This window comes from Sorangium sp. So ce834 (genome assembly GCF_051521425.1).
GTDB lineage: Bacteria > Myxococcota_A > Polyangia > Polyangiales > Polyangiaceae > Sorangium > Sorangium cellulosum_D.
The window spans coordinates 5,439,842-5,464,590 of the sequence record NZ_CP150351.1 but is presented as its reverse complement, the minus strand read 5'-3'; the positions used below and the strand labels follow the sequence as shown (position 1 = coordinate 5,464,590).

The following is a 24,749-nucleotide window of genomic DNA, read 5'->3' as shown; positions in this document are numbered from 1 at the left end:
GCCGGAGCCCGACTCCCATGTTGATATCGTACAAGTGGCTTCAAGAGATCCTCGGCGCCGATCCCGGCGTCGACGCGGTGACGTCGGCGCTCGGCCGCGGCGGGCTCGAGGTCGACCGCGTGACGCACGTCGGCGCCGCGCTGCGCCCGGTGGTCCTCGCGAGCGTCGAGGCGACGCGGCCCCACCCGAGCAAGAAGGGCCTCACGCTGGTCCGCGTGGACACCGGCGGCGCCGGCGGAGGCGTCGAGGTGGTGTGCGGCGCGCAGAACGTCCCGGCCCCCGGCGCCGGCGCGCTCGTCTGCTATGCGCCGGTGGGGGCGCAGGTCCTCGACCGCAGCGGCGCGCTCGTCACGCTGACCGAGAAGGCGGTCGCCGGCGTCCCGTCGGCCGGCATGCTCTGCGCCGAGGACGAGCTCGGGCTCGGGTCGAGCCACGAGGGCCTGTTGATCATCGAGGGCGGGCGTCCGGGGCAATCGCTGCTCGACTGGGAGCCGCGCCTCGAGGACTGGATCATCGAGCTCAGCGTCACCCCCAACCGGCCGGACGCGCTGGGCCACCTGGGCGTGGCCCGGGACGTGGCCGCGGTGCTCGGCGTCCCCTTCCAGCCGCCGGCGGTCGCGCGGCCGCAGGCGAGCGGCGGCGCGGCGCGCGCGAGCGTGGAGGTGCGCGACAAGGAGCGCTGCCCCCGGTATGCCGGCCAGGTGATCGAGGGCGTCAGCGTCGGTCCCTCGCCGCTCTGGGCGCGGGTGCGCCTCGGCCGCCTCGGGGTCCGGCCGATCACGAACGTCGTCGACGCGACGAACCTGGTGATGCTCGAGCGGGGGCAGCCGCTCCACGCCTTCGATCTCGACGCGCTGCGGCTGCCGATCGAGATCCGGAGGGCGCGGCAGGGCGAGGCGTTCGTCGCGCTCGACGGGCAGAAGCTGTCCCTGAACGAGGACGACCTCGTGATCGCCGACGCGGAGCGCGTGGTGGCGCTGGCCGGCGTGATCGGCGGCGCGGACAGCGGCGTCACCGCGACGACGCGCCGGGTGTTCCTCGAGTCGGCGTACTTCGAGCCGCGCGGGATCCGCAGGTCGGCGCGGCGCTACGGCTTCCACACCGAGGCGTCGCACCGCTTCGAACGGGAGGTCGACCTCTCGGGGGTGCCGCTGTCGCGCGATCGCGGGACCGCGCTCATCTGCGAGCTCGCCGGCGCCGAGGCGGCGGGCGAGCCGATCGACGCGTACGTCGCGCCCCGCGCCCCGCGCCGGCTGACGCTGCGGCTGCCGCGGTACAAGCGCATCATCGGCGCCGAGGCGCCGCCGCGGACGCGCGAGATCCTGGAGACGCTCGGGGCCTCGATCGTGGAGCAGCAGGCGGATCGGCTGCTCGTCGAGGTGCCGGCGCACCGGCCCGACATCGTCGAGGAGATCGACCTCATCGAGGAGGTGGCGCGCGTCGCCGGCTACGACCAGATCCCGAGCAGCCTCCCGCGCGTGGGCGCGGCGCCCGCGGGCGCCCGGGGCGATTACCGGCTCCGGCGCAGGGTGCGCCAGATCTGCACCGGGATCGGCCTGCACGAGGCGGTGACGTACTCGTTCCTGTCGCCGCAGGAGCTGAGGGCGTCGCGCTTCGAGGTCGAGCCGCTCCTCCGGCTGCTGAACCCGCTCTCCGAGGAGAAGTCGGTGATGCGGCCGTCGCTCGTCCCGGGGCTGCTCACGGTCGCGCAGCGCTCGCAGCGGTACAACGTGCCGCGGGTGCGGCTGTTCGAGGTGAGCCAGGTGTTCCTGCCGCGCCAGGGCGGCGCGGGCGGCGCGGACGGCGCGGGCCAGAAGGCGCGGGTCGAGCGGCCGCCGGTGGACGAGCCGACCCGGCTGACGGTCCTGCTCGCGGGGCCGCGCGACAGCTATCTCACGCGGCCCGAGGACGTCGACTTCTACGACGGCAAGGGCGTGGTCGAGGCGGTGCTGGCGGAGCTCGCGGGCAGCGTGGCGCCGGAGCTCGACCTCGAGGGCGAGCCGCCGCCGTGGGCGCACCCGCGCAAGGGCGCGCGCGTCACGCTCGACGGCCGCGCCGTGGGGTACGTGGCGGAGCTCCACCCGGACGTGCGCGACGCGCTGGAGATCACGACCGGGGCTGTGGTGGCGGAGCTCGATCTCGCGGCGGTGGCGGCGGCCTACCGCGCGCCGGTGGCCGCGAAGCCGAGCCGGTTCCCGGCGATGCGGCACGACGTGGCGCTCCTCTTGCCGCTGGACGTGCCGGCGGGCCAGGTGCTGGAGCTGCTGCGGACGACGGCCGGGGAGCGCTGCGAGAAGGTCGAGCTGTTCGACCGGTACCGCGGCGGCGAGCTCCCGCCGGGGACGCACTCGCTCGGGTTCGCGCTGTGGTTCAGGTCGCCGGAGCGGACGCTGACCGACGAGGAGGTCGATCGGTGGACGAAGGCCGCGGTGGACGCGGCGAAGGCGCGGTTCGGGGCGCAGCAGCGCTGAAGCCGGGCGAGGCGCGGTGAGCGGGCGGCGGGCGGCGGTGGATCCGCTGCGGCACGCCGTGGAGGGCGCCCGAGCGCTCGGCGGCGCGGATGCGGACGGCTCAAGGCTCGGTTTCAGCGACTCGTATGCTCCGGCGCGTCCGGTAGGCCAGGTTCCAGGAAGGCAGGCTATCGCAGGCGTCGACGGGACCATGACAGCCGAAGCCGCCACCGCGTCGCCCTGAACCGCCACCGCGTCGCCCCGAACCGCCACCGCGTCGCCCTGAACCGCCACCGCGTCGCCCCGAACCGCCACCGCGTTGCCCTGAACCGCCCCGCGCTGGCGTTTCGCGCCCGAGCCTCCCGGGGGGCCCCCGGGTCTGGAGCCATCTTCGCCTCAGACCTCGGGTTGCCGGCGTGGGGCTTCCCAGGTGGCAAGCGTTGCCCTCATGGCAAAGATTGCCATCGCCGGTGGCAGAGGCGCGGCAAGGATTGCCATCGCGCCGGCCCTGCGCCCCGGCGACATCGAGGCGGCGCGCCCGACGCCGCCGCGCGTCGCCCACGAGGACAGCAGACGCGACGGCTCAGCGCGCAGCGGGTGCACGCTCGCGGCCCGCGGCCGTGCCAAGGCGGCATGTGGCCTGCTGCTTGCTCCGTGCTGGAGATGCCGCCCGTGGACCGCGCGCTCGTTCCTCGATATCTCCTTGGCGGCGCCGCCGGAGCGGCGGCCCTGGCCTTGCGATGACCCGGCGCGATCTGCCGGGCCGATGAGAGAGAAAGCGACGAGGGCACGATGTGGGCATGGATGCGCAGGCGGAGCATGGAGCGGAGCCGGAGCGTCGTCGCGCGCCCTCCGCGGGGCGGCTGGGCGCCTCGTCACGTCGTGGCCATGGCGATCGTGATGGCGCCGATCGCCGCCACGGGTGCATGCCTCCAGGGCGCGGTCTCTTGCGGTGACAGCTTTTGCCCGATCGACCATGAATGCGTCCTGCCGACCAACGGCAGACCCCAGTGTGTCGTCCCCGGCTACGGCCACAGCTGTGGCAACGGGATCCCCGAGGACGACGAGGTCTGCGACGACGGGAACACGAACGACGGCGACGGATGCAGCGCCGACTGCACGTCCGACGAGCGCTGCGGCAACGGCGTCGTCGACGGTGTGCGGGGCGAGATCTGTGATGACGGCAACGATCGAGGCGACGACGGATGCAGCGCCGACTGCACGTCCGACGAGCGCTGCGGCAACGGCATCGTCGACGTGAACCGCGGGGAGACCTGCGACTGCGGCGCTGACGAGATCGAGTCGACCGACCCCATGTGCCGCGGCGGCCAGAACGCGGAGCTTCGCGGGTATTGCAGGCGCGACTGCAAGGTGCATTGCGGCGACGGAAAGCTGGCACAGGATGAAGCCTGCGATCCCGGCGTGACGGTCACGACGTCCTGCGTCAACCTGCGCTACGATTTCGGCCGTCCGGGGTGCACCAGCTCCTGCGATGACCTGTCCGTCGGTTCGTGCGGAAGCTGGAACTGGCGTCGGCAGGATCCTGTTACATCGGGGCCGCTGAACGGCGTGTGGGAGAGCGGGCCGCAGGATGTCTTCGCCGTGGGCATCAACGGCGCGATCCTGCACTACAACGGTCAGGACTGGCGGACCATGGCGTCGCCCACGTCAGCCACGCTGAACGGCGTGTGGGGGAGCGGGCCGGAGGACGTCTTTGCCGTGGGGTACGGCGGCACGATCCTGCACTACGACGGTCATGAATGGCAGCCCATGACGTCGCCCGGCTCGGACCCGATCGCGATCAAGGGCGTGTGGGGGAGCGGGCCGCGGGAGGTCTTTGCCGTGGGTGATAACGGCGCGATCCTGCGCTACGACGGCCAAACGTGGCAGCGCATGGCCTCGCGCACGTCAGCCACGCTGAACGACGTGTGGGGGAGCGGGCCGGAGGACGTCTTTGCCGTGGGCTATGGGACGATCCTGCATTACGACGGTCAGGAATGGCAGCCCATGACCTCGCCCATCTCGGAATTCATCACGATGAGGGGCGTGTGGGGGAGCGGGCCGCGGGATGTCTTCGTCGTGGGTGACGACAGCACGATCCTGCGCCACGACGGCCAGGAATGGCGGCCCATGACCTTGCCCACACGGGTGGAGGCGTTCTTCGACGTGTGGGGGAGCGGGCCGCAGAACGTCTTTGCCGTGGGTCATCTGGGCAATATTCTGCACTACGACGGCGAGGGCTGGCAGCACATGCCCTTGCCCATCTCGGTGGAACAGCTGTCTGGCGTGTGGGGGAGCGGGCCGCGGGATGTCTTCGTCGTGGGCGACAGCGGCGCCATCCTGAGCTACAACGGCCAGAGCTGGCAGCCCATGGCCTCGCCCACGTCGGACTGGCTGTCCAGCGTGTGGGGGAGCGATCTGCAGGATGTCTTCGCCGTGAGTGACAAGGGCACGATCCTGCACTACGACGGCCAGGACTGGCAGGCCATGAGCTCGCCCACGTCGGACGCGTTGAGCGACGTGTGGGGCAGCGGGCCGCGGGACGTCTTCGCCGTGGGTTCCAACGGAACGGCGCTGCACTACGACGGCCGGGACTGGCAGCCCATGACCGTGCCCACAGGGCTGCAACCGTTGTCTGGCGTGTGGGGGAGCGGGCCGCGGGATGTCTTCGCCGTGGGGTACGGCGGCACGATCCTGCACTACGACGGCGAGAGCTGGCAGGACATGCACCAGGCCGAATCGCTGCCGTGGCTCCGTGGCGTGTGGGGGACCGGGCCGACGGATGTCTTCGCCGTGGGCGAGGGCGGCACGATCCTGCATTACGACGGCCGGGACTGGCAGGAAGAGAAAGACCCGCCCACATCGACAATGTTGAACAACCTGTGGGGGACCGGGCCGCAGGATATCTATGCCGTGGGGTACGGCGGCACGATCCTGCACTACGATGGCCAGAGCTGGCAGAAAATGGACTCGACCACGCTGGTCGATCTGTACAACGTGTGGGGGACCGGGCCGCAGGATGTCTATGCCGTGGGTGCGTTCGGCACGCTCCTGCACTACGACGGGATCTCCTGGATCAAGCTCAACTCCACGACAGACCGCCCTCTCGTCGCGGGGTGGGGCGCTGGGAGCTCGTCCTTCGTCGTCGGCGACGGCGGCGCCATCTACCGTCACAGCCGGACGGCGCCGCCGCTGTAGCCGCGCCGCCTCGAGCCCACGGAGCGCTCCAGCGCAGCGCGCCGCACCCCGAAAAACGATGTCTGGAGCGCCCTCCTCACCGCCCCTCTGCGCCGACCTCGCCGCCGCGGGACGACCGTCGCGACGTGACGAGGCCGTCCCCCACCCCCCCGAGGCGCGGCTCCGGCGGCGTCGGCTACTTCAACTTCTCGTCGATCTTCCCCACGGTCCGCTGGATCAGGTGCTCCTGCTCGCGCTTGCTCTGCAGCATCGCCTCCGCCGCCGCCCTCGCCTTCCGCTCCTCCTCGGTGGCCTTCGCCTCGGCCTTTCGCGCCTCGACCTCGGACCGCTGCGCCGTGTCCCGCGCCGCCCGCGCCTCGCCCGCCGCCACGCGGGCCCGCTCGACCTCGGCCTTGGCGCGGTCCCGGGCCTCCTCCGCCTCGCGCTGCATCGCCTCGGCCCGCCTCCGCTCGGCCTCGCTCTCGTGCCGCGCCCTCTCGGCCGCGCTCCGCTCCGCCTCCTCGCTCGCGAGCGCCTTCTTCAGCGTCTCCTCGGTCCTGCGGATCGCGTCGAGCTGCGCCGTGATCACCCCGTTCTGCCGGGTCAGCTTCACGATCCCCGCCCCCGCCGCGACCACCAGGAACGACAGCGCCGCGATCGTCCCGGAGACGAGCCGGCGCCTCCGGCGCCGCGTCTCGTCCGCGAGCCGGAGCACCGCCTCCAGGAAGAGCCGCTCCCGCTCCGGCAGCGCGCCCCGGTAGCGCTCGCGAAAGCCGCGCGCCTCCTTCGCGACGTTGCCGCGCCAGAGCGTGTCCGCGGCGCGGCCGCTCGCGTCCCACAGCCTCGCCGCCGCGCGCAGCCGGTCCAGGAACGCGGCGTCCTCCTGGCTCTCGTCGAGCCAGCGCTTGAGCGTCGGCCACCGCTCGATCAGCGACTCGTGCACCAGCTCCACCGTGCTGCCCGCGCGGTCGCTCCCCTTCTCGATCGCCACGAGCCGCCCGTCGGCCAGCTGCCCCACGACCCGCTCGATCTCGCCCGGGTCCCCGGGCAGCTCGCACAGCTCGCCCAGGCTGGCCACGGCCCGCGTCCGCTCCGGCGTCACCAGCCGCTCCAGGACCGCCCGCGCGAGCTTCGCCTGGCGCTCGCTCATCCCCGCCAGGAGCGTGTCGGCGTGGCTCGCCAGCGCGCCCGCCACGCCGCCTATCGCCTCGTAGCTCACCCGCGTCAGCAGCCGCCGCCCGCGATCGCGCATCTCCCAGAGCCTCGCCGCCGTGAACTGCAGCAGCGGCAGCGCCCCGCGCGTGCTCGCCAGCGCCTCGAGGATGCCCTCGACCATCGCCGGGTCCTCGATCTCGTACCTGGCCGCCTCCACCGGCTTGACCAGCGCCTCGCGCAGCCCCTCGCGCCCCATCGGCCGGAGGAACACGAGGCCGCGGGTCATCGCCGCCATGAAGTGCTCGTGCTCGGCCATCCGCTCGAGGAAATCCGACCGCACCGACAGGACGACCCGGAGCGGAGAGGACGCGTCGTCGGCGATGCCCTCCAGGCACGCGAGGAACGCCGCGCGCTCGTCGGCCGGGGCGCCGAGCGTGACGAGCTCCTCGAACTGATCGATGAACAGCAAGAGGCGCCGCTGCGCCCGGGCCGCCCACCCGCGCAGCGCGGCGCCGAGCAGGCCCGGCTCGCCGCGCAGCCGCTCCACCAGGGCCGCGCGCGTCCCCGCGCCGCTGTCGACGGCGAGCGCCTGCACGTCGGTGCTCAGCGTCACCGCAGGGCTGCCGAGGAGCTCCGCGAGCGCCGCCAGCGGCTCGCGCCCGGGCCGGAGGACCAGCGCCTCCCAGCCCTCGCCGGAGCGCTTGAGCGCCGGGATCACCCCCGCCCGCACGAGCGACGACTTCCCCACGCCCGACGCGCCCGCGATCGCGAGCAGCGGCTGGCTGCGCAGGCGCGCGACGACGCCCGCGAGGTCCTGCGCGCGGCCGAAGAAGCGGTCGGCGTCGGCCTCCTGGAAGGACGAGAGGCCGGCGAACGGGCTCTCGTCGCTGCCGAGGTGGATCTCCCGGCGCCCGGGCAGGAGGGGCAAGAGATCGGTCAGGAGCTCCTCGGCGGAGGCGTACCGCTCGGCCTTGCGCTTGCGCAGGCAGCGGTCGATGATCACGCCGAGCGCGCCGACCTCCGGGTGGCGCGCGCCGACCTCGGGCATCGGCTCGTCGAGGCGCGGCACCGCGACGAGGTCCGGCATCCTGCACGGCGCGAGCGGATGAGCGCCGAGCACGAGCTCGTAAAGCATGATGCCCACGGCCCAGACGTCGGTCGACGGGTCGATATCCCGCCCTTCCCACTGCTCGGGGGACATATAAGGCAGCGTGCCGACCGCCGCTCCCGGGTGCGTCAGGCGCACGTCGTCGACGGCGGGGCGCTCGGCGACCAGGCTCGTCGCGTCGTCGCGCAGCTTGGCGATGCCGAAATCGACCACCTTGATCGCGCCCGAGGCGTCCAGCATGACGTTCTCCGGCTTGAGATCGCGATGGACGATGCCGGACGCGTGCGCGCTCGCGAGCGCGCGCACGACGGGGACCATCATCTCGACGGCCAGGCCGGGCGGGACCGGCGCCGCCCGCGCCCGGCCGGGGGCGTCGGCGGGCTTGCGCTGCTTCATCCACGCACGGAAGCTCTGCCCCTCGATGTACTCGAGCACCATGTACGGGAATCCGTCGTGCTCGTTCACCTCGTGGATCGTCACGATATGCTCGTGCTTGCAGCGCGCGGTGGCCTGCGCTTCGGCGAGGAAGCGCTGGACTCCAGTGCTGCTCAGCTTCGTGAGGAGCTTGATCGCGACGAGGCGAGCGAGCCGGAGGTCGCGCGCCAGGAAGACGACGCCCATGCCTCCCCGGCCGAGCTCGCGCAGGAGCTCGTAATGGCCGATGCGGGCGCCGGCGGACGGCGGCGACTTGCCTGGCTCGCGCGACGGCGGCGTGTCGACCGTCGCGCGCATCGTCTGGGTCCTGATCATCTCGCGAGCGCCCGCGACCACGGCCGGGAGCATAGTACCGTTCCGGCGCGCGGCAGCATCCCTTTCACACGACGGAGCACGACCGCGCCGCTCCCACACGGCCTCCGGTCCGATCACCCGGCTCCGAGCGGCCCAGGCCCCCGACGGCACGTCCGGGCGCCGGCTTGCTGGGCAGGAGCGCCCGTGCGATCGTCGCCTCTCCTCTCCTTGCGCTCCGCGATATGCGCGCGACGTGACCGGCGAGCCTGCGCGCGCGCCGAGCGGGTGCGGAAGCGCAGGTCCCACGGACGCCCCAAGGAGGCGGTCAGCTGTCATGACGACGACCCCCAAGCGACCCGTTCGATTCGTGCTCTCGACAGCGCAGCTCCTCCTGCCGATCGCCCTCGTGGCCCTGTGCGCTGGGCCGGCGCGCGCCGAGGAGGCGCCGCCAGGGCCATGGCACCAGGGCGTCTCCGAGGAGCGAAAGCAGCGGGCGCAGGCGCTCTTCGAAGAGGCGCGCGAGCTGCACCGGCGCGCGATGCTCGCCGAGGCGCGGGCCAAGTACGAGGAGGCGCTCGCTGCCTGGGAGCAGCCCGAGCTCCGGCTCTATCTCGGGCGGGTGTTGAAGCTCATGGGCCTGCCCCTCCTGGCCCACGAGAACCTGCGCCTCGCCCTGCGCTGGGGGACCGGCTCGCTCGACGCCGAGAAGGAGCAGGAGGCGCGCGCGGCGATGCGAGCGCTCGTCGAGCGGGAGCTCGCCGCCATCGAGATCCGCTGTGACGAGCCGGGCGCCGTCGTGCTGATGGATGGCCAGCCCTGGTTCGTCGGCCCCGGCGCCGAGCACCGGATGGTCATGCCGGGAGAGCACGTCATCACGGCGAGAAAGGACGGCTATTCGACCGTCGTCAAGCCCATCCTCGTCTTCGCCGGCCAGGAGGCCTCGGGCCAGATCGCCCTGAGCGCCGATACCGTCGTCAGCAGGCCGCGGTGGGCCACATGGATCCCGTGGGCCACGCTCGGGGCGGGCGCGGCCCTGGGCGTCGCGGGCGGCGCGCTGATGTGGCATGCCGACACGGACCACGAAGAGGCCCACCGGCGCCTCCGGGACGGCTGCTTTCCGACGTGCGAAGCGTTCGATCGCGACGCGTACGATCGCAGCGTCCTCGAGAACCGACTGGGGATCGGCGCCCTCGTCGCCGGCGGAGCGACCGTGATCACGGGGACGGTCCTGCTCTTCATGAACAGGCCCGAGGCCTACCGCGCCCCGGATCGCGGCGGCGTGAAGATCGAGCTCCGGCCCGCCGCGTCGCTCGAGGGTGCGATGCTGTCCGGCCGGGTCGTGTTCTGATCCGACCGAGGGAAAGGCGAGGTAGAATGCGAAGGCGGGACGAGGATGCGAGCCCGGCGGTCTCGGGCCTGTGGCGAGGCGGAGGAGCGATCCGCCATGCGGCTGCGGCCGTGTTCGTGCTGGCGTTGATCTGGTTCGCGGGTGCGTGCCTCCGGGGCGGGATCACGTGCGGCGACGGGGTTTGCCCGTTCGGCCACATCTGCGTCGTCTACGAGGAGCGTGCCCCTGCGTGCGTCGAGTCGACCAAAGTCAACACCTGCGGCAACGGCGTCGTGGAGGCCGGCGAGGACTGCGATGACGGCAACCGGGACAACGGCGACGGCTGCGGCAGAGAGTGCGTGCATTGCGGCGACGGGGAGCTGGCAGCGGATGAGATCTGCGACACCGAATTGCCGGTCACGATATCCTGCGTCTCGCTGAGCTACGATTTCGGTCGCCCGAGGTGCGTCAGCTCCTGCGATGACCTGTCCACCATCCCGTGCGGAAGCTGGAACTGGCGTCGGCAGGAGCGCGCGACATTGCAAGCGTTGCGGGCCGGTTGGAGCTGGGAGCAGGAGGCGTTTGCCGTGGGTGACGGCGGCGCGATCGTCCACTACAACGGCCAGTCCTGGCAGGCCATGCCGTCGCCCACGTCGGAAGCGTTGTCGGGCGTGTGGGGGAGCGGGCCGCGCGATGTCTTCGCCGTGGGGTCTGAAGGCACAATCCTGCGCTACGACGGTCAGGGCTGGCAGGCCATGCCCTCGCCCACGTCGGAGGCGTTGTCGGACGTGTGGGGGAGCGGGGCGAGCGATGTCTTCGCCGTGGGCGCTCGGGGCACGATCCTGCGCTACGACGGTCGGGGCTGGCAGGTCATGCCCTCGCCCACGGCGGAAGCGTTGTCGGGCGTGTGGGGGCGCGAGGCGCACGATGTCTTCGCCGTGGGGTCTGAAGGCACGATCCTGCGCTACGACGGTCAGGGCTGGCAGGTCATGCCCTCGCCTACGTCGGAAGCGTTGTCGGGCGTGTGGGGGAGCGAGCCGCACGATGTCTTCGCCGTGGGTGATCATGGCGCGATGCTCCGCTACGACGGTCAGGGCTGGCAGGTCATGCCCTCGCCCACATCGAAGGGGTTGTCGAGCGTGTGGGAGAGCGCGCCGGACAATGTCTATGTCGTGGATGTCGAGGGCACGATGCTGCACTACGACGGCGAGGGCTGGCGGCGCATGACGTTGCCCACGACGTTCCCCGAGAAGGAGTCCTGGCGGCAGCTACGGTTGCATGATGTGTGGGGGAGCGGACCGCAGGACGTCTTTGCCGTGGGGAACGGAGGCACGACGCTACACTACAACGGCCAGGACTGGCAGAACATGACCTGGCCCACGACGGTATGGTTCGGCGGCGTGTGGGGGAGCGGACCGCGGGATGTCTTCGCCGTGGGTGATAAAGGCACGATCCTGCGCTACGACGGCCAGGTCTGGCAGAAAATGGACTCGTCCACAACGACTGCATGGTTGAACGGCGTGTGGGGGAGCGGGCCGCGGGATGTCTTTGCCGTGAGCTCTGAAGGCACGATCCTGCACTACGACGGCGGCCCGAAGTGGTACGCCATGCCCTCGCCCACATCGAGGGCGTTGACCGGGGTCTGGGGGAGCGGACCGCAGGATGTCTTTGCCGTGGGTGATCGGAGCACGATCCTGCACTACGACGGCCTGGGCTGGAAGGACATGGACCCGCCCGCATCGGAGGCATCGTTGAAGGGCGTGTGGGGGCGCGGGCCGAAGGATGTCTTTGCCGTGGGTGATCGGGGCACGATCCTGCACTACGACGGCCAGGGCTGGCAGAAAATGCCCTCGCCCGCACCGGAGGCATGGTTGACCGGGGTGTGGGGGATCGGGTCGCGGGATGTCTTTGCCGTGGGTTCTGAAGGCACGATCCTGCACCACGACGGCCAGGGCTGGCAGACCATGAGATCGACCACGCTGATAACGCTGAATGGCGTGTGGGGAACCGGGCCGCAGGATGTCTTTGCCGTGGGCGAGTTCGGCGAGCTCCTGCACTACGACGGAACCTCCTGGCTCAAGCTCGATTCCACGACAGATCGCATCTTTTTCGCGGTCTGGGGCACCGGCAGATCGTCCTTTGTCGTCGGCGAGGGCGGCGCCATCCATCGTCACACCCGGACGGTGCTGCCGCAGTAGTCGCACCGCCGCGAGCTCAGGCGCCCGCTGCCGCCCCCGACGGCGCTCCCGGGCGCCGGCCAGGTCCCACGGACGCCCCAAGGAGGCGGTCAGCTGTCATGACGACGACCCCCAAGCGACCCGTTCGATTCGTGCTCTCGACAGCGCAGCTCCTCCTGCCGATGGCCCTCGTGACCCTGTGCGCTGGGCCGGTGCGCGCCGAGGAGGCGCCGCCGGGGCCATGGCACCAGGGCGTCTCCGAGGAGCGAAAGCAGCGGGCGCAGGCGCTCTTCGAAGAGGCGCGCGAGCTGCACCGGCGCGCGATGCTCGCCGAGGCGCGGGCCAAGTACGAGGAGGCGCTGGCTATCTGGGAGCAGCCCGAGCTCCGGCTCTATCTCGGGCGGGTGTTGAAGCTCATGGGCCTGCCCCTCCTGGCCCACGAGAACCTGCGCCTCGCCCTGCGCTGGGGGCCCGGCTCGCTCGACGCCGAGAAGGAGCAGGAGGCGCGCGCGGCCATGCGAGCGCTCGCCGAGCGGGAGCTCGCCGCCATCCGGATCCGCTGCGACGAGCCGGGCGCCGTCGTGCTGATGGACGGCCAGCCCTGGTTCGTCGGCCCCGGCGCCGAGCGCCGGACGGTCATGCCGGGAGAGCACGTCATCACGGCGAAAAAGAACGGCTATTTCACGGTCGTCAAGCCCATCCTCGTCGTCGCCGGCAAAGAGGCTTCGGGACAGATCGCCCTGAGCTCCGATTCCGTCGTCAGCAGGCCGCGGTGGGCCACGTGGCTCCCGTGGGCCACGCTCGGGGCGGGCGCGGCCCTGGGCGTCGCGGGCGGCGCGCTGATGCGGCATGCCGCCACCGAGCAGGGAGCAACGGACGGTCGCCTCCAGGCCCGCTGCGATCCGTCGTGCAAGCCGTTCGCGTCGGACGCGTACGACGGCACCGACCTCGAGAACCGGCTGGGGATCGGCGCCCTCCTCGTCGGCGGAGCGACCGTGATCACGGGGACGGTCCTGCTCTTCGTGAACGGGTCCGAGGCCTACCGCACCCCGGATCGCGGCGGTGTGAAGATCGAGCTCCGGCCCGCCGCGTCGCCCGACGCTGCGGCGCTGTCGGGGCGCGTCGTGTTCTGATCCCGCGGAGTCGCCGCGGCCTTCGTCATGCCGACGACGCGGAGATTGCCGGGTCGGCCGCCTGCGCGGCGTCGTACGCCCTCGCCGAGGTGGGCACGGGACCTCGGTGGGTCCATGGTCCATGACGCGCGCTCCAGCCCGCGGCGGCAAGCCTTGCCGCACCGGGGCTGGCAGCCGTTGCCGGAGCGGCAAAGATTGCCATGCGCATGCCGGGCCCGCGGGTGAGCTCGATCGCAGGGCGAGCGCGGGGCTGGCGGACGCCGCCGCTCGTTTTGACCGACGGATCCAGCGGGTTCACGCGCGCGTGGGGTGGCCTCGCAGCCCAGATCGAGAGCGTGGCACATGCGTTGCGATGACTCACACGCGACGAGGCGACTCCAGGCCTGATCGAGAACACGACGCGTGGGCTCGCCTCCGCTCAACCGACCTACACGACATGAGGCCCAGTGATCCGCCCCGCACGGGCGGGCAGCCGATCACCAGGGCTGCACGGAGGGTTCTGAACTCATGAGCTCAATTTCTCTTTTCTCGCGCGCCTTCGTTGGACTCATCGCCCTCTCGGTCGCTCCGGCCTGCTTCGACCCACGAGCCGGCGGCTCCGAGCTCGGCTCGGACCGCGCGCCCGTCATCATCGAGCAGGAGGACGACCACGATCCGGGATGCGGCGGGGGCAACGGCCCCTCGGAAGCCTGTGCCTCGTTCGAGGGGACCGGCTGCTACTGGATGGAGAACACCAGCGGCGACTACTGCTGGGTCCCGGCGGACTGGGCTCCCACCGTCGAGGATTGCTTCGCCATGGACTCGTGCGACGGCGGCCTCGGCGCGTCCGGCGGCGGCTGCTACAAGTGGGCCGACGGCTCCGACGAGGACCGGTATCCCTGGTAGCGCGCACCACCCGCGCGAGCGCCAGCCGTCCCAGCGCCGGAGGGAGAGCCCCCGTACCCGGGGCCTCCCTCACGGGCTCCGCTTCCCCTCGCGCGGCAGGATGCCGTACTGTTTCAGCTTGAAGGTGAAGGTGCGGACCGGCATCCCGAGGAGCGCCGCCGCCCGCTTCTGGACCCCGTCCGCGGCGTCGAGCGCCTGGCGCATGCGCGTGCACTCGATCTCCCGGAGCTCCTCGGCGATCGGCTTGAAGCGGGCGGGCTCCGCGGCGGGCGGCGCGGTGTCGGCCGCGAGCCGCGGCGGGAGCTCGAGCCCGGCGATGCGCTCGGGCAGACCCCAGGGCTCGATCACCGGGCCGTCCGCCGTGGCGGCGGCGTACTCCATCGCGTTCTTGAGCTCGCGCACGTTGCCGGGGAACGGGTGCGCGAAGAGCGCGGCGAGCGCGGCCTCCGAGAGCTCGAGCGCGGGCCGACCGGCCCGGGCGCACGCCTCGGCGAGGAACAGGCGGGCCAGGATCGGCAGCTCGCGCCGCCGGTGCCGGAGCGGGGGCAGCTCGACGACGGCGGCGCTCAGGCGGAAGAGCAGGTCCTGACGGAAGCGGCCGGCGCGGACCTCCTCCTCGAGATCGCGGTTCGTGGCGGCGACGATGCGGATGTCCACCTCGCGATCGCGCACGTCGCCGAGGCGCGTGATCCGCTTCACCTCGAGCGCGCGGAGCAGCTTGGCCTGCGCGCCGAGGGGCAGCTCGCCGATCTCGTCGAGGAAGACGGTGCCACCGTGCGCCCGCTCCAGCAGGCCGGGCTTGGGCGCCCGCGCCTCGGAGAACGCGCCCTTCTCGTAGCCGAAGAGCTCGCTCTCCACCAGCGTCTCCGGGAGCGCGGCGCAGTTGAGCGTGATCATCGGCTTCTGGGCCCGCGCCGACCAGTGGTGCACGGCGGCGGCGGCGTTCTCCTTGCCCGCCCCCGTCTCGCCGAGGACGAGCACCGGCAGATCGCTCGCCGCGAGGCGCCGGATCAGCTCGAACAGGCGGATCATGGCCGAATCGGCCACCACGACGGTGCGCCCGCCGATGACGTGCCGGACGGCGGCCTCCGAGGCGGAGGCGATCGCCCCGGGGGCGGCGATCGACGCGGCGGTCCGCGCGCCCGCGAGGAGCGTCTCGGTGTCGCCGCCGTCGAACGGGTAGCAGGCCAGCCCGGCGCGCGCCTCGGGGGAGAGCGGCGCGATCGCCTCGAGCACCTGGAGCGCCGCGGCGCGCGCCGCCTCGCCGCCGAGCTCGGGGAACCCGATGGCGAGGTGAGAGGCGCCGTCCCAGGCGACGATGTCCACGAGCCGGAGCGCCGAGAGGGCCCGCTGCTCCAGCGTCGTGCGCATCTGCACGGACCCGAGGGACACCACCGCCAGGCCGAACGGCCGCGCCGAGTCGGCGGCGCGCTCGACCTCCTCCTCGACGCGCCGGCGCAGCCGGGCCATCTCGATGAGGGCGCTGCCCCGGGGCGGCGCCTCGCGCCGGAGGATCAGCGTGGTGTCGCCCATGGTGATGACGTCGCCGGAGCCGAGCGCGCGCGAGCCCTCGATGCGCTCGCCGTTGACGAGCGTGCCATTGTGGCTGCCGAGATCGGTGATCCGGATCTCGCCCCGGGAGAAGACGAGCTCGGCGTGCCGCCGGGACACCGCGGCGGTGTCGAGCCGCACGTCGGCCTCGTCGCTGCGCCCCACGACGAGCACGCCGTCGTCCGGCAGGGCGCGCCGGTACGACGAGGAAGCGCCGATGACGAGGAGGTAGGAGTAGATTCCCCGGCTGTCCGGGGACTGCCGCAGATCGAAGGTCTGCGTCGTCAACGGCGAGCTCGCGAGGCCGCTCATCAGCCCGAAGCTATACTCGAAGCGCTCGCGCATGCAAGGCGCGAGCCTCCCTCGTCAGCGCCGGCAACAGCGCTCTCGGCGGCTCGAGCGTCGATGGCGTGAACCGGACGTTTCCGAGGGATTCGCCCTCCCGCGCCGGAACCTTCGGCGCCAGCGCCTGTCAAGAGCGCTAGTCAAGGAGGCGCTCGTCATGGTTGAAGCGTTCCACATGGGCGGCTGGGGGATGTATCCGACGTTGGTCTTCGGTCTCCTGCTCCTCGCCGCGTCCGTCCGTTATGCCGTCTCGCCCGAGCGGCGGTTCGTGCCGCTCCAGATCAGCCTCGGTATTCTCACGCTCGTGTCCGGCGGCCTCGGGTTCGTCAGCGGCACCATCAAATCGCTCACCCTCATGGGCGCGGTGCCGCCCGACGCGCGCTGGCTCTGGATCGTCGGCCTCGGCGAGTCGCTCAACAACGTCGCGCTGGCGCTCGCGCTCCTCATCCTCTCGTCCCTCGCCGCGACCGTCGGCGCTTATCGCATCTCGCAGACGAGCCCTGCCCGCTGACGCCCGCGCCCCGAGCCGCCGCTCTCGCGGCGCCGCCGGGCGCGCGGCGGCCGGCCGCGCGGCGGCACGGCTACGTGCGCTGGGCGGCAGCGAGGGTGACGCGCCGCTCGATCCCGAGGAACAGGAGCGGGAGCGCGAGCGTGAAGGCGATCGAGAGCGCGGCGACGGCGGGCATGCCGTCGAGGCGCCGGTCGGGCAGCTCGTGGAGCATCCTCGCCGACCAGAACGCCGCGATCGCGGACGCCATGTGCTGCACGGCCGACTGCATCGAGGTGAAGCGCGCGCGCTCGGCCGGGCGCGGCACCTTGGACGTCAGCGTGTTGTGCGAGACGTTGCGGAACGTCATGCCGAGCATGAAGGCGATGAAGATGGCGAGCACGGGCAGCCCCGGCACGTACGAGAGGAACCCGGCGTAGAGGACGCCCACGAGCACCGCCGCCCCCACCGAGCCCGTCTGGAACGCGCCGAAGCGGTCGACGAGCGGCCCCACGGCGCGCATCGCGAAGAAGCTGACCAGGCCCCCCACGAAGTAGAGCAGCCCGAGCCGCTCGCGCGGGTACCCGAGGTTGTACTGCACGTACGCGGAGATGTTGGGGATCACGAGGAACGACGCCATGGTCACGGTCGCCGTCGTCGCGTACGAGAGCATCACGATCGGCCGGTTAAGGAGGGTGCGGAGCTCGCTCAGGGCGCCGCCCGACGGCTGCTCGCCGGCGAGGTGATCGCGCATCGAGGGCAGCAGGAAGACCGCGAGCCCGGCGACGAGCAGCCCGAGCGCCGCGACGGCGAAGAACGGCAGCGGGAAGCCGCCGCGCCGGGCGAGCTCCAGCCCGGCCGGGATGCCGAGCACCGAGGCGACCGAGAACGAGCCCATCACGACGCCCATCGCCTTGCCGCGCCGCTCGGGCGGGATGACGTCCGCGACGATGGAGAACGCGACCGAGGTCGCGGGCCCGCCGAACGCCCCGGCGAGCACGCGCGCCGCCATGAGGCTCGGCAGCCCGGTCGCGAAGCCGCCGGCCGCGGTGCCGATGACGAGGCCGAGCATCGCCACCGCGAGCACGCTGCGCCGGTCGAACCGGTCGAGGAAGAACGCGCCGGCGAGGCCCGACAGCGCGGCCGACGCCGTGTAGCTGCCGCCGATGAGGCCGATGTCGGACATCGGGATGCCGAGGGCGACCGCGAAGTCCGGCCCGAGCGGCATCACCATCACGAAGTCGAGGATGTTGATGAACTGGACCGCAGCGACGAGGAAGATGATGCTCCGCTCGGAGCGAGGTGTGGACACGAGGATCGACTGTAACCCTCGGCGAGGTGCTCGGACGAGGAGAATACGGACCGAGCACGTTGCGCGCGGGCGGCTCGATGGTTGCTGGCCACGCAACGCCGCGTTGCGCGCGCGCACCGTTGTCGCTTCCGGGGGGGCACCTTACGATGGCTGCCATGGATCGCCGCACTGCCCTCGGCGCCCTCGCCGCCGCGCCCGTCGCGGCCGCGTGCGCCCGCACCGAGCCCTCGCCCAGCCGCATCGATGAAGCCGCGCTCGCCGCGGAGGACGTGGTCCGCGGCGTCGCGCCGCTCGGAACCCCCTGGGAGACGCTCGACCCCTTCCTGTTCTGCGTCCACCACGACGACGCGTACCCGGCCGGCAACGAGCGGATGGGGCCGGCCGCCTCGCTCGCGGGCCGCGCCATCGGCCGCGATTTCGCGGGCAAGGACGGCTGGCGCATGTACCACGGCGCGGTGGTCCCCGGCTTCCCGCAGCACCCGCACCGCGGCTTCGAGACCGTGACGGTCGTGCGCCGCGGGCTCGTCGATCATTCGGACTCGCTCGGCGCGGCCGCGCGCTACGGCCGCGGCGACGTCCAGTGGCTCACGGCGGGGAGCGGCATCGTCCACGCGGAGATGTTCCCGCTCGTCGAGGAGGGCGGGCCCAACCCGCTCGAGCTCTTCCAGATCTGGCTCAACCTCCCGCGCGCCGACAAGCTCGCCGATCCGCATTTCGTGATGATGTGGGGCGACACGATCCCGAAGCAGCTCGTGCGCGACGCCGCGGGCAGGGCGACCGAGATCACCGTGGTCGCCGGCCGCTTCGGCGAGCTCCGCCCGCCGGCCCCGCCGCCGAGGTCGTGGGCGGCCCGCGCGGACGCCGACGTCGCGATCTGGACGCTCAAGATGGCGCCGGGCGCGCGGTTCGCGCTGCCGGCCGCCTCGCCGGGGACGAACCGCGCCCTCTACTTCTTCCGCGGCGCCGAGCTCGGCGTCGGCGCCCGCCGCGTCCCCGGGGGCCAGCGGATCACGCTCCGCGACGGCGCCGCCGCGCTCCTCGAGAACGGCCCCGACGAGGCCGAGATCCTGCTGCTCCAGGGCCGGCCCATCGGCGAGCCCGTCGCGCAGCACGGCCCCTTCGTGATGACCTCGATGGCCGAGGTCCAGCAGGCCTTCCTCGACTACCGGCGGACCGGCTTCGGCGGGTGGCCGTGGCCGAGCGACGATCCGGTCCACGGGCGCGCGGAAGGCCGGTTCGCGCGGTACCCCGACGGACGCGTCGACAAGGCCGGGTGACCGTCGCCCGGCCGCGAGCGGAGGCGCCGGCGCGGGGCGACGCGCCCGCTGACGCCGCGCCTCACGGGCGCTCCGGGCACCTGCCCGCCTGCGGCGCCGCCTCGAGCTCGACCTCGCGGACGCGGCCGGGCGCGCCGGGATCGAGCTTGAGCTTCATCACCATGTTCCCGCCGCGCTCGCACACGAGGCGAAACGAGTGCTCGTGCTCCCCGTCGGACTCGATCGATCCGCCGAGCTTGCACCGCCCGTGCCCCGCGCGCAGCTCGGAGAGCTCTCGCTGGACGGCGCCCTCGTCGACGGCGTGCGAGAACACCTGCTGGAAGGGAGCCTTGTTCTGCCCGGAGGCGAGCGCGACGACCTGCTCCGCGCTGCGCTTCATCGCCTCGGTGGGCGGCGCGACGGCGCTGAAACGAAGGGCGCTGATCTTCGATGTCTCGGCGTCGAGGGTGAGCTTGGCCGCCATGCGCCCCCGCTCGCAGGCCATCGCGAACCGCGCCTCGCGCGCCCCCTTGGAGGAGATCAGCGCGCCGGGCTTGCAGGCGCCGTGGTCCTTCCGCAGCCGCTCGACGATCTCCTCGAAGGCGACCGGCGAGACGTGCTCGACGAAGCCCTTCGTGAAGAGCTCTTCGTAGCGCGCCCGCTCGAAGCGGTCGTACAGGGCGACGGACGCCTGGAAGGCCGACTCCAGGCGAGGGCTCGGGCGCTCCTTCCGCGGCGCGGTGACGCCGGCGCGCCGGAGCGCCGCGCGCACCTCGCCGAGCAGCGCCTCCCGGTCCGTGTCGACGAGGCTCGAGAGCAGCACGAGCCCCACGCCGGCGCGCGGATAGAGCTCCACCCAGGCGGAGTATCCGTCGACCGCCCCGCTGTGCAGGACGACCTCTTCGTCCTCGCAGCTCTCGAGCGCGCGCCAGGCGAGCCCGATCGCGCTCGCCCTCGCGTCGACCGCGTAGCGGCCCCCGGGGCTCGCCGCCTCGACCGAGAGGTGCGCGGGCCGCGCCGCGGTGTGGGCCTCGCGGACCGAGCTCCGCCGGAGGGGGCCCGCCTCCGCGCCGCTGCGCGCCGGATAGGCCGAGAGCTGGAAGGCGGCGTAACGTGCCATGTCGCGCACCGACGCGTAGAGCCCGCCGGCCGCCTCCGACGCGCCGAACCGCCAGTGGGGCTCCGGCTTCAGCTTGCCGTGCTTCTTCACGTGCCCTGTCGCGAGGCGCCCCGGGGGGACGGCGCCCTCGTCCCAGACCGAGGACGTCATGCCGAGCGGCGCGAGAATCGTCTCGCTCACGTAATCGCGGTAGCGGCGCCCGGAGACGCGCTCGACGACGAGCCCGAGGAGGGAAAACCCGAAATTCGAATAGACCTCCTTCGTCCCGGGGACGTACTCCAGGGCCGTGCCGGGCACCGCGGCGCGGACCTCTGCCGCGGTGACCTCGCGCGTCGAATCCGAGTAATCGAACCGGCCGAGCCGCGGCAGCCCCGAAGCATGGGTGAGCAGGTGCCGCAGCGTGATCCGCGGCGAGTCGGCGGTCGGATAGACGACCTCCGCGAGCTCCGGCAGGTAGCGCGACGCGGGGTCGTCCAGCGAGAGCTTGCCCTCGTCCCGGAGCTTCAGGATCGCGGCCGCGGTGAACGTCTTCGTGATCGAGCCGACGCGGTAGACGGTATCGGCGTCCGGCGCCGCCCCGGTCGCCGGATCGATCGCGCCGAAGCCCCGGGAGACCGCGAGCTCACCGTCGACGACGATACCGAGGGTGAACCCCGGGAGCTTTTGCCGATCGAGCTCGGCGCCGAGGTGGGCCTCGATCTGCGGCACGATCGCGAGGAGCTTCGCCCGGCGCCCGGGGTCGTCGACCCACGCGGGCGGCTCCTCCGCGACGAGGATCGGCGCGTCGGTCGGCGCAGGCGGCGCGGGCGCGGCCGGCGCCGCCGCGCGGGGAGTCGGCCGCGGCGCCGGGGCCGCGGGCGCGACGGGCCGCTCGCCCGCGGCGCAGCGGGTCAGCGTGAGGAGCAGCGACAGGAGGGCGGCGCGGCGCATGGCGAGGCGCGAGGCTACCAGGACCGGGTGGCCGGGGTCATCGCTCGCCGCGGGCGCGACGGGGGGCGCCCGTTACCCGGCGCGGGCGGCGGGCGGCGGCTCGGGCGGCTCGCTCAAGCAATCGTTCGCGCCGGCCCGGTGCTGCGCGCGGTACTCCGACGGGCTGACGCCCTCGGAGCGCCGGAACTGCTCGGCGAAGCGCGACGCCGAGTCGTAGCCGCAGGCCGTCGCGACCTCCAGCACGCCGTGGCGCCCCGAGCGCAGGAGCGTCTTGGCGAGCTCGAGGCGCTCCTTCCACAGCAGGGCCCGGAACGAGACCCCCTTCGCGCCGAGCCGGCGGCGCAGCGTCGCGTTGCTCACCCCGAGCGCGCGCGCCACGTCCTGGGCCGCCCAGGGGCGCGCCGGATCGCGGCGCACCAGCGTCCGGACCGCGAGCGTCGGATCGAGCGCCAGCGTCGACGCGGCGGCGCGCCCCGCCTCGAGCTGCTCCCGGTGCTGCAAGAGCAGGGTCAGGACGAGGTCCTCCAGCCGGTGCTCGAGGAGCAGCGCGTGCGCGCCGGGCAGGAGGAGCGTGCTCACGAGGTGGATCATCGCCTGGATCGACGGCAGCGCGGAGCGCAAGAGGTGCGGCCGATCCGCCTCGAAGCCGCCGAGCCCCCGCTGGACGCAGAGCGTGGGGTAGCGGCGCTGGAGCCGCGCGTCGACCTCGCCGAGGAGCTCGACGGTGAACGCGCGGTAGACGCCGCGCTCCGGGTCGGGCTCGTTCACGAGCTCGAGGGGGATGCCCTGCGGCACGAGCAGGATCTGCCCTTCCCGGGCGACGAGGCGCGCGTTGCCGTCCGGGCCGTCGAGGAAGATCCGCTTCGTGCCGTCGAGGATGAGCACGATGAGCGGCCGGGAGAGCCGCTGGATCGAGACCCGCTCGCGCGTGCGGGAGAAGACGCCGATCCACCGGGCCAGGCCGGCGCCGTTCGCGCCGCCCGCCGCGGACGCGCGCTCCAGCCGGGCCAGGGCCTCCCGGAGCGCGCTCCAGGCCTGGGCGTGATCGGAGGGCTCGAGCAGTCGGGTGAGCTGGGTCGTCATCGTCGCTCCTGATTCCTGGACCGTGGCTCGCTCGCCGCGGGACGCCCGCCGCCCCGGCCGGGGCGGCAGAGCGTAGCCGCGATGGTACGCGGGCCGAAGCGCTCTTCCGCCGGATCATCGGAGGTCGAGCAGGACGACCTCGTCATCGTTGAAGAGCGGGACCAGCAGGCGGTTCCTCGATCGGTCCCAGCCGAGGTCGGCCGGGCTCGGGAGCCCCTCGGCGAGGGTGGAGACGCGCGGCGCCGCGCCCCCGGCCGGGTCGATCGCGAAGATGGCGCTCGCGTCCCAGCTCGACACGAGGACCCGGCCGTCGTCGAGGCGCACGAGGCCGTCCAGCGAGCCCGCCGGCAGCGCGAGCTCGCGCCGCCTCTCGCCCGAGGCGTCGTACACGTCGACCCGCGCCGCGCCGAGGTAGGCGACCCAGATTTCGCCGTCCGCGCACGCGACGCCGTTCGGGTGCGGCAGCGCGGGGTCGGCGACGATCCGCGACACCTGCCCGTCCGGCGTGATCACGACGAGCGCGTCCGTGCCGACGCCGGTGATGGCGCCGCCCTCGAGCGTCACGCCGGTGTCGGACACCACGATCGCGCCGTCGGGCATGACCGCGATGTCGTTGAGCAGGCCGGCGCCGGGCACCTCGATGTCCTGGATCGGCGCGCCGTCGCCCGCGTCGAAGACGCGGACCGCATCGATGTCGGCCACGTAGAGCTTTCCGCCCGCGATGGCCATGCCCTTGGGGGCGCTCAGGGTGACGCCCTCCGAGGCGCCGTCGATCCACGTCGGGTCGAGGACCTCGCCGTCCGGAGAGACGCGCGAGATGAAGCCTCGATCGTCCTTGTCGACGGGCGAGCCGACGATGTTCGAGACCAGGTACACGTCGCGCTCCTCGTCGTGAAGCACGGACTCGGGCGTGGTGAAGCCGCCGACGCGGCGGCGCTCCGGCGCGGCCGGCTCCGCGTCTTCGGCGCACGCCTGGAGGACGACGGCGGACAGGGCAAAGAGGACCGGGGCGAGGCGCTTCGGGTGCGTTGTCATGAGGGCTCTCTCGGTTGAACACGGCCGGCGACGCGCCGGGTGTGCGCCTACCGTGCTCCCGATCGCCGCGCGGCGCGCGCCCGCGGCGCTCATTGGCGCGCCCGAAACGCTCACGGCGGCGCCGAGCTGCCCGGCCTCGCGAGATGAAGAGTCCTCTCCTCGGCGCCTTGGCGCCTCATCTCCTTGTCTGAGCAGCGCTCCCGAGCTCCGTGAGACAAGCACGGTAATCACCCCCGGCTCAGGTCCCATGGGCGCGCTCCGAGTACAGCTCGAACATCGCGCCGCGCGAGGGCCGGATCTCCACGCGGTCGACGAACGTCTTGGTCGAGATCGATAGAGCACGCCTGTCCGCCAGGACGACGCCACAACGCGACGACGCCAGACGCCCAGACGCGACGAGAGCGACACTGGGACCTCGCTCGACCAGTGTTGCGCTCCAGACAATCATGCGCTAAATGTGGCGGCCAGCACGTGGTACACTGAATGCGGTCCGAGCCCGACAACGACACGCCGAACGACACGCCGCTGGACGAGCAGGTAGCCGCGCTGAGGAAGCGCGTCGCAGAGCTGGAGGGGGAGCTGGCCGAGGCGCGGCGGTCGCACGAGCAGCGGCCTGCCGAGCAGCAGCACGGGCTCCTGGCCAGGTTCTTCTCGGTGGACGCCTCCGGCCACGCCGCGCTGCTCGACGCGATCCCGGCGATGGTGTTCTTCAAGGATCGGGACCACCGCTACCTCGCCGTGAACAAGGCCTACGCCGAGCACTATCGCCTCTCGGCCGACAAGATCGTCGGGAGGCGCGACGAGGAGATCTTCGTCCCGGAGGTCGCGCAGAGCTACCGCGAGAACGACGAGATCATCATGTCGGACGGCGTGCCGCGGCTGAACGTGGAGCTCCGGTGGAAGCTCGAGGACGGGAGCGACGGCTGGACGCTGGAGAACAACGTCCCCTTCCGCGACGACAGCGGGCGCGTGATCGGGATGGTGGGGGTCGTGGTCGACATGACCGCACGAAAGCGGACGGAGGAGGCGCTGCGGCAGATCGAGTCCGACCTCCTCGCCAGCCAGTCGCGGCTGCTCGAGACGATAGCCGCCCTCTCGACGCCGGTCCTGCCGATCGACGAGGGCGTCCTCGTCCTGCCGCTCGTCGGGCACCTCGACCGGGCGCGCTGCCGAAAGCTCATGACAGCGATGCTGCAGGGCGTGGAGCACCATGACGCCGAGTTCGTGATCCTCGATCTCACCGGCGTCCCGCTCATCGACGGCGACGTCGCGAATCACATCTTGCGCGCGGTGCAGGCCGTGTACCTGCTCGGCGCGCAGTGCGTCCTCGTGGGCATGTCCGCGCGCACCGCCGGCTCGCTCGTGAACACCGGCGAGTCGCTCGACGAGCTCGTCCTCCTGAGGGACCTCCGGGCCGGCGTGCGCTACGCGATGGCCCGGCGCAAGGCGCTCGCCCGCGTCGACCCGATGGTGCTCCGGTAGGCGGCGA

Annotated in this window: 15 protein-coding genes; 9 read left to right on the top strand and 6 right to left on the bottom strand. The window is 72.6% G+C overall.

From position 1 onward, the window contains the following. Window positions 1–17: 17 nt before the first annotated feature. Together pheT and WMF20_RS19640 are read left to right on the top strand one after the other, a co-directional pair. On the top strand, window positions 18–2,471 hold the full coding sequence (gene pheT, locus WMF20_RS19645; RefSeq protein ID WP_437615788.1) for a phenylalanine--tRNA ligase subunit beta: 2,454 nt from the start codon (window positions 18–20) through the stop codon (window positions 2,469–2,471). A 783-nt stretch (window positions 2,472–3,254) separates the two neighbouring features. Next, window positions 3,255–5,648 (top strand): glucosyltransferase-I, encoded by a 2,394-nt coding sequence (locus WMF20_RS19640; RefSeq protein ID WP_437615786.1) that lies wholly within the window; start codon window positions 3,255–3,257, stop codon window positions 5,646–5,648. 175 nt (window positions 5,649–5,823) lie between these two features. Here WMF20_RS19640 and WMF20_RS19635 read toward each other — a convergent pair whose 3' ends face one another. Then, on the bottom strand, window positions 5,824–8,673 hold the full coding sequence (locus tag WMF20_RS19635) for an nSTAND1 domain-containing NTPase (protein WP_437615784.1): 2,850 nt from the start codon (window positions 8,671–8,673) through the stop codon (window positions 5,824–5,826). A gap of 280 nt (window positions 8,674–8,953) precedes the next feature. Here WMF20_RS19635 and WMF20_RS19630 point away from each other — a divergent pair, with 280 nt between their 5' ends. From WMF20_RS19630 to WMF20_RS19615, 4 genes are all read left to right on the top strand, one after another. Further along, complete coding sequence (locus WMF20_RS19630; RefSeq protein ID WP_437615782.1) at window positions 8,954–9,967, top strand: hypothetical protein; 1,014 nt, start codon at window positions 8,954–8,956, stop codon at window positions 9,965–9,967. A 26-nt stretch (window positions 9,968–9,993) separates the two neighbouring features. Beyond that, window positions 9,994–12,144, top strand: coding sequence for a glucosyltransferase-I (locus tag WMF20_RS19625; RefSeq protein ID WP_437615780.1), 2,151 nt, complete (start codon window positions 9,994–9,996; stop codon window positions 12,142–12,144). 98 nt (window positions 12,145–12,242) lie between these two features. Then, entirely contained in the window at window positions 12,243–13,256 is a 1,014-nt protein-coding gene (locus tag WMF20_RS19620) for a hypothetical protein (protein ID WP_437615778.1), read from the top strand. A gap of 507 nt (window positions 13,257–13,763) precedes the next feature. After that, window positions 13,764–14,141: a hypothetical protein gene (locus WMF20_RS19615; protein WP_437615776.1), complete on the top strand. Its 378-nt coding sequence runs from the start codon at window positions 13,764–13,766 to the stop codon at window positions 14,139–14,141. A 69-nt stretch (window positions 14,142–14,210) separates the two neighbouring features. On the opposite strand, the gene WMF20_RS19610 is transcribed toward WMF20_RS19615, so the two are convergent. Beyond that, window positions 14,211–16,037 carry a sigma 54-interacting transcriptional regulator gene (locus tag WMF20_RS19610; RefSeq protein ID WP_437615774.1) on the bottom strand — a complete coding sequence of 609 codons (1,827 nt, stop codon included), beginning with the start codon at window positions 16,035–16,037 and terminating at the stop codon, window positions 14,211–14,213. Between the two features lie 157 nt (window positions 16,038–16,194). On the opposite strand from WMF20_RS19610, the gene WMF20_RS19605 reads away from it, so the two are divergent. After that, window positions 16,195–16,548, top strand: coding sequence for a hypothetical protein (locus WMF20_RS19605; protein WP_129575839.1), 354 nt, complete (start codon window positions 16,195–16,197; stop codon window positions 16,546–16,548). A 70-nt stretch (window positions 16,549–16,618) separates the two neighbouring features. Here WMF20_RS19605 and WMF20_RS19600 read toward each other — a convergent pair whose 3' ends face one another. Next, complete coding sequence (locus tag WMF20_RS19600) at window positions 16,619–17,836, bottom strand: MFS transporter (RefSeq protein ID WP_437615772.1); 1,218 nt, start codon at window positions 17,834–17,836, stop codon at window positions 16,619–16,621. A gap of 146 nt (window positions 17,837–17,982) precedes the next feature. On the opposite strand from WMF20_RS19600, the gene WMF20_RS19595 reads away from it, so the two are divergent. Beyond that, on the top strand, window positions 17,983–19,113 hold the full coding sequence (locus WMF20_RS19595) for a pirin family protein (RefSeq protein ID WP_437615770.1): 1,131 nt from the start codon (window positions 17,983–17,985) through the stop codon (window positions 19,111–19,113). A gap of 61 nt (window positions 19,114–19,174) precedes the next feature. Here WMF20_RS19595 and WMF20_RS19590 read toward each other — a convergent pair whose 3' ends face one another. From WMF20_RS19590 to WMF20_RS19580, 3 genes are all read right to left on the bottom strand, one after another. Beyond that, entirely contained in the window at window positions 19,175–21,142 is a 1,968-nt protein-coding gene (locus WMF20_RS19590) for a serine hydrolase domain-containing protein (RefSeq protein ID WP_437615768.1), read from the bottom strand. A gap of 72 nt (window positions 21,143–21,214) precedes the next feature. Continuing rightward, window positions 21,215–22,225, bottom strand: a complete 1,011-nt coding sequence (locus tag WMF20_RS19585) for a helix-turn-helix transcriptional regulator (RefSeq protein WP_437615766.1) — start codon at window positions 22,223–22,225, stop codon at window positions 21,215–21,217. A gap of 114 nt (window positions 22,226–22,339) precedes the next feature. Further along, the gene (locus tag WMF20_RS19580) at window positions 22,340–23,260 is read right to left on the bottom strand and encodes an SMP-30/gluconolactonase/LRE family protein (protein ID WP_437615764.1); all 921 of its coding nucleotides are present in this window, start codon (window positions 23,258–23,260) and stop codon (window positions 22,340–22,342) included. A gap of 483 nt (window positions 23,261–23,743) precedes the next feature. On the opposite strand from WMF20_RS19580, the gene WMF20_RS19575 reads away from it, so the two are divergent. Beyond that, window positions 23,744–24,742, top strand: coding sequence for a PAS domain-containing protein (locus WMF20_RS19575; protein WP_129575834.1), 999 nt, complete (start codon window positions 23,744–23,746; stop codon window positions 24,740–24,742). Window positions 24,743–24,749 lie beyond the last annotated feature (7 nt).

Excerpts from the sequence above, each read along its gene's own strand:
- WMF20_RS19595 (WP_437615770.1), top strand. The coding sequence starts at position 17,983 with ATGGCTGCCATGGATCGCCGCACTGCCCTCGGCGCCCTCGCCGCCGCG.
- pheT (WP_437615788.1), top strand. The coding sequence starts at position 18 with ATGTTGATATCGTACAAGTGGCTTCAAGAGATCCTCGGCGCCGATCCC.
- WMF20_RS19625 (WP_437615780.1), top strand. The coding sequence starts at position 9,994 with ATGCGAAGGCGGGACGAGGATGCGAGCCCGGCGGTCTCGGGCCTGTGG.
- WMF20_RS19630 (WP_437615782.1), top strand. The coding sequence starts at position 8,954 with ATGACGACGACCCCCAAGCGACCCGTTCGATTCGTGCTCTCGACAGCG.
- WMF20_RS19605 (WP_129575839.1), top strand. The coding sequence starts at position 16,195 with ATGGTTGAAGCGTTCCACATGGGCGGCTGGGGGATGTATCCGACGTTG.
- WMF20_RS19610 (WP_437615774.1), bottom strand. The coding sequence starts at position 16,037 with ATGCGCGAGCGCTTCGAGTATAGCTTCGGGCTGATGAGCGGCCTCGCG.
- WMF20_RS19635 (WP_437615784.1), bottom strand. The coding sequence starts at position 8,673 with ATGCTCCCGGCCGTGGTCGCGGGCGCTCGCGAGATGATCAGGACCCAG.
- WMF20_RS19615 (WP_437615776.1), top strand. The coding sequence starts at position 13,764 with ATGAGCTCAATTTCTCTTTTCTCGCGCGCCTTCGTTGGACTCATCGCC.
- WMF20_RS19585 (WP_437615766.1), bottom strand. The coding sequence starts at position 22,225 with ATGACGACCCAGCTCACCCGACTGCTCGAGCCCTCCGATCACGCCCAG.
- WMF20_RS19580 (WP_437615764.1), bottom strand. The coding sequence starts at position 23,260 with ATGACAACGCACCCGAAGCGCCTCGCCCCGGTCCTCTTTGCCCTGTCC.
- WMF20_RS19620 (WP_437615778.1), top strand. The coding sequence starts at position 12,243 with ATGACGACGACCCCCAAGCGACCCGTTCGATTCGTGCTCTCGACAGCG.
- WMF20_RS19575 (WP_129575834.1), top strand. The coding sequence starts at position 23,744 with ATGCGGTCCGAGCCCGACAACGACACGCCGAACGACACGCCGCTGGAC.
- WMF20_RS19590 (WP_437615768.1), bottom strand. The coding sequence starts at position 21,142 with ATGCGCCGCGCCGCCCTCCTGTCGCTGCTCCTCACGCTGACCCGCTGC.
- WMF20_RS19640 (WP_437615786.1), top strand. The coding sequence starts at position 3,255 with ATGCGCAGGCGGAGCATGGAGCGGAGCCGGAGCGTCGTCGCGCGCCCT.